Origin of the sequence: Sporichthya sp. (assembly GCF_013815995.1) — a bacterium.
In the GTDB taxonomy this organism is placed as follows: Bacteria; Actinomycetota; Actinomycetes; order Sporichthyales; family Sporichthyaceae; genus Sporichthya.
Window position 1 is genome coordinate 4,905 of sequence record NZ_JACDFE010000208.1, and the last position, 3,169, is coordinate 8,073.

Consider the following 3,169-nt stretch of genomic DNA (forward strand, 5'->3'; position numbering starts at 1 on the left):
GGCCGAGCCGCGCTGAACGCGCGGCCGACCGGCCTTCTGGTTCCCCGAGCGGTTAGACCAGTTCCCAGCTGATGCTGGAGTTCACGCTGACCAGCTGGCTGCCGGCTTCGAGCGGCACGGACCCCTCGGCCTTCGGGGCGGCCGCCATGTCGGCGGCGTAGGGCATCGGCGCACCCTCGTAGGAGGTGTCCTCGCTGATCTGGGTGACGTTGCCCAGCCCGCGGCCGGCCAGCTTGGCGTACTGCTCGGCCTTGGCCTTCGCATCGGCGAAGGCGGCGTCGCGGGCGGCCTGGAGCAGCTTGGCGTTGTCCTCGATGTCGAAGGACACCCCATTGATCCGGGTCGCGTTGCCACCGGCGGCGGCCGCGTCGGAGATCGCCTTCCCGGCCTTGGACAGGTCGCGCAGCTTGACCGTCAGGCCCTGGAAGACCTCGTAGCCGTTGATCTTGCCGTTGTTCTCGTAGTGCGGGTTGATCGAGAGCTGCGAGGTCTGGATGTCCTTGCTGTCGATGTCGTACTTGTCGAGGGCCTTCTTGATCTTGGCCACGTCGCTGTTGGCCGCGTTGAGGGCCTCGTTGACGTCGTTGCCGTTGTGCTGGACCCCCATGTCGAGGCGCAGCACGTCCGGGATGCCGGAGACCTTGCCGGTGCCGGCGACGGAGACGGTGTTCTGGGCCGGCTCGGCGCCGTCGGCGGCCACCCCGGAGCCGGAGCCGTTGCCGAGCAGGAAGCCGGCGACGACGGCGCCGACGATGCCGGCGGCGGCGACCGGGGCGGCAGCCTGGCGGAGCGTGCGCTTCATGGGTTCTCCTTCGAAGGTGGCCCGTGGGCCACCGCGGCGGTCGGCTTCGGCTTCTTCAGGTCGAGGACGGCGCAGGCCCAGGAAACGTTCAGTGCACCGGAGGGACCGAGGCCAAGTCGTGATCATTCGGCCGTCGGGGGCGCCCCGGGGGAGGACAATTGCCGCCATGCCGCGCCGCAAGCCCCGCCCCGATCCGGGGCCTGCCGCCCGGCCGCTGCGAGAGAGCCAGTCCTACGAGGCCGGACCGGACGGGGAGTGGAACGTGCGCCGGCTGACCGGCGCCGCCACCGGGAAGACCTACCGGTGCCCGGGCTGCCAGCAGGAGATCCCGGCCGCCCTGCCGCACGTGGTGGCCTGGCCGGCTGCCGGCGACGGCGAGGACCGCCGGCACTGGCACACGGCCTGCTGGTCCGCCCGTGAGCGGCGTCGTCCGCGCAGCTGACAGGTCAGGACTGACGCACCGTCAGCAGAAAGTCGGCGCGAACCACCCGGTCGGAGCAAGGGCAACCCGGGGTGTGACCGATTTTCACGATTAACGCCGAAGGGCGGCACCGACGCGGTGCCGCCCTTCGAGTTGTTCAGGTCAGGACGCTGCGGTCCCGTTATCGGCCGCCTGCGGCTGCTGCGGGGCGTCCGGGCGCGGGGCCTGGGCGGGCATCGTGCCGGCCTCACCGGCGGGCGCAGCGGCAGCGCCGCCACCGATCAGGGCCGCCGCCGAGCCGGTCAGCGTCGCGAGCATCTCGCGGACGTTGCTCAGCTGGGCGTTGATGCTGTCGCGGCGGTGCGTCAGGGCGGCGAGCTCGCGCTCGGACTCCAGGCGCATCCGCTCGGCCTTCTGGCGAGCGTCGGCGACCAGGTCTTCAGCCTCGCGGCGCGCGGCCTCGAGAAGCTGCTTGGCCCGGCGCTCGGCGTCGTCGCGCATCTTCTGCGCTTCCATGCGCAGCGCGTCGGCCTTCTCGCCGGTCTCCATCAGGCGGCGCTCGGCGACCTCCTGGCGGGTAGCCATGTCGCGCTCGGCCTGCTCGCGACGCTTGGCCAGCTTGGCCTCGACCTCGGTCGCGATCTGGGCCGCCTTGGCGCGGGCCTCCTCGACGATGTTCTCGGCGCTGTTCAGCTTGGCCGAGGACTCGTTCTGCGCCTCGGTCTGGATGCGCTCGACCTCGCCCTTGGCGTGCTCGAGCATCGCCTCGCACTTGGCCTCGGCCTCGGTGCGGCGACGCTCGGCTTCCGCCTCGGCCGATTTGCGGATCGCCTCGGCGTCCTCGGCGGCCTTGAGCCGGAACTGCTCGCTGGAGGAGTCGGCCTCGGCCTTGACGTCGCGAGCCTCCTCCTCAGCCAGGCGCAGGATCTTCTCGACCCGGGCGCCGAGGCTGGCGTAGTTCGGCTCGGCGACGTCGCTGGCCTCGAACTCCGCGCGCACGCGCTGGACCTGCTTCTCCAGGTCCAGCACCTTGCGCTCAGCGCTGACGCGGTCGTTCACCAAGGTCGACAGGTGCTCGTCGACCTGCCGGCGCTCGTAACCGCGCAGCACGATGTCGAAGGCGGGAGGGGTCTCGTTCATCGTCATTGCGACACTTGTCCTCAAGGTCTGCGGTGATCGTCCTGTGGTGATTGTTGACCATCCTCGCAGCCGGTAATGGTGCGACGCGGGATCTGTGCAATCTTCATGGCCCCGCTTTGCCCAGGCCCGACGCGAGCCTGCAGTGATCATCTCTCGAGCGACGTCCCGGCGTCCGCCCCATGGGCAAACAGAGGGACGCGTCGCGCCCGGCCGAAGCGGACTTCTCAGGACTTTCTCGGTCGGATCGCGCCCTACTCGGAAGCTTCGGCGGGTCCGTCCACCCCGAGATCGGCCATCAGATCCAGACTTGCCTGAAGGTTGATCAAGTGGGCACCGATGTCCTGACGCTGAGCCAGAATCGAGTCTCTTTCATTTTCCAGGGAACGAACCTCGGCCCGTCGCGCGGCCAGTTCGTCGGCGATTGCCTCGAGGGCCGCGGTCGCCAGGCCCTCTGCGCGCCGGCGGGAGTCCTCCAGCTTGCGCTGGGCCTCGTCCAGCAGGGCGGCCGCGGCCTCGCGGTCGGCGCTGGCGGCGATGGCCAGCTCGGCAGCGGAAGCGCGCGTCGTGGATGAAAGCTTTTCGGCTTCTGCGTGGGCCCGGGTGGTGATCGAGTCCGCGGTGGCGCGGGCCTGCGTGGTGATCGCCTCGACCTGGCCCCGCGACTTGGCGGTCATGCCGTGCGCCTCGGCCCGGGCGTCGGCGAGTCGCTTGGCCGCCTCGGCCGCGGACGCGGTGGTCAGGGCGTCCGCGGACTCGCGGGCCTCGCGCAGGGTCCGCTCGGCCTCGCCGGTCGAGCTGGCCTCGCG

Annotated in this window: 3 protein-coding genes and 1 pseudogene; 1 reads left to right on the plus strand and 3 read right to left on the minus strand. The window is 70.8% G+C overall.

Translation table 11 applies throughout. The annotated features are described in order from the left end of the window. Positions 1-52: 52 nt before the first annotated feature. Positions 53-802: an SIMPL domain-containing protein gene (locus tag H0X00_RS19020; RefSeq protein ID WP_293773957.1), complete on the minus strand. Its 750-nt coding sequence runs from the start codon at positions 800-802 to the stop codon at positions 53-55. A gap of 166 nt (positions 803-968) precedes the next feature. On the opposite strand from H0X00_RS19020, the gene H0X00_RS19025 reads away from it, so the two are divergent. Beyond that, positions 969-1,244, plus strand: coding sequence for a hypothetical protein (locus tag H0X00_RS19025; RefSeq protein WP_293773958.1), 276 nt, complete (start codon positions 969-971; stop codon positions 1,242-1,244). Between the two features lie 141 nt (positions 1,245-1,385). Here H0X00_RS19025 and H0X00_RS19030 read toward each other — a convergent pair whose 3' ends face one another. Both H0X00_RS19030 and H0X00_RS19035 read right to left on the minus strand, forming a co-directional pair. Then, positions 1,386-2,369, minus strand: coding sequence for a cellulose-binding protein (locus H0X00_RS19030; protein WP_293773960.1), 984 nt, complete (start codon positions 2,367-2,369; stop codon positions 1,386-1,388). A gap of 245 nt (positions 2,370-2,614) precedes the next feature. Then, positions 2,615-3,169: pseudogene (locus tag H0X00_RS19035) on the minus strand (hypothetical protein); the annotation flags it as partial.

Coding starts and splice junctions, on each gene's coding strand:
- H0X00_RS19020 (WP_293773957.1), bottom strand. CDS start 802: ATGAAGCGCACGCTCCGCCAGGCTGCCGCCCCGGTCGCCGCCGCCGGC.
- H0X00_RS19025 (WP_293773958.1), top strand. CDS start 969: ATGCCGCGCCGCAAGCCCCGCCCCGATCCGGGGCCTGCCGCCCGGCCG.
- H0X00_RS19030 (WP_293773960.1), bottom strand. CDS start 2,369: ATGACGATGAACGAGACCCCTCCCGCCTTCGACATCGTGCTGCGCGGT.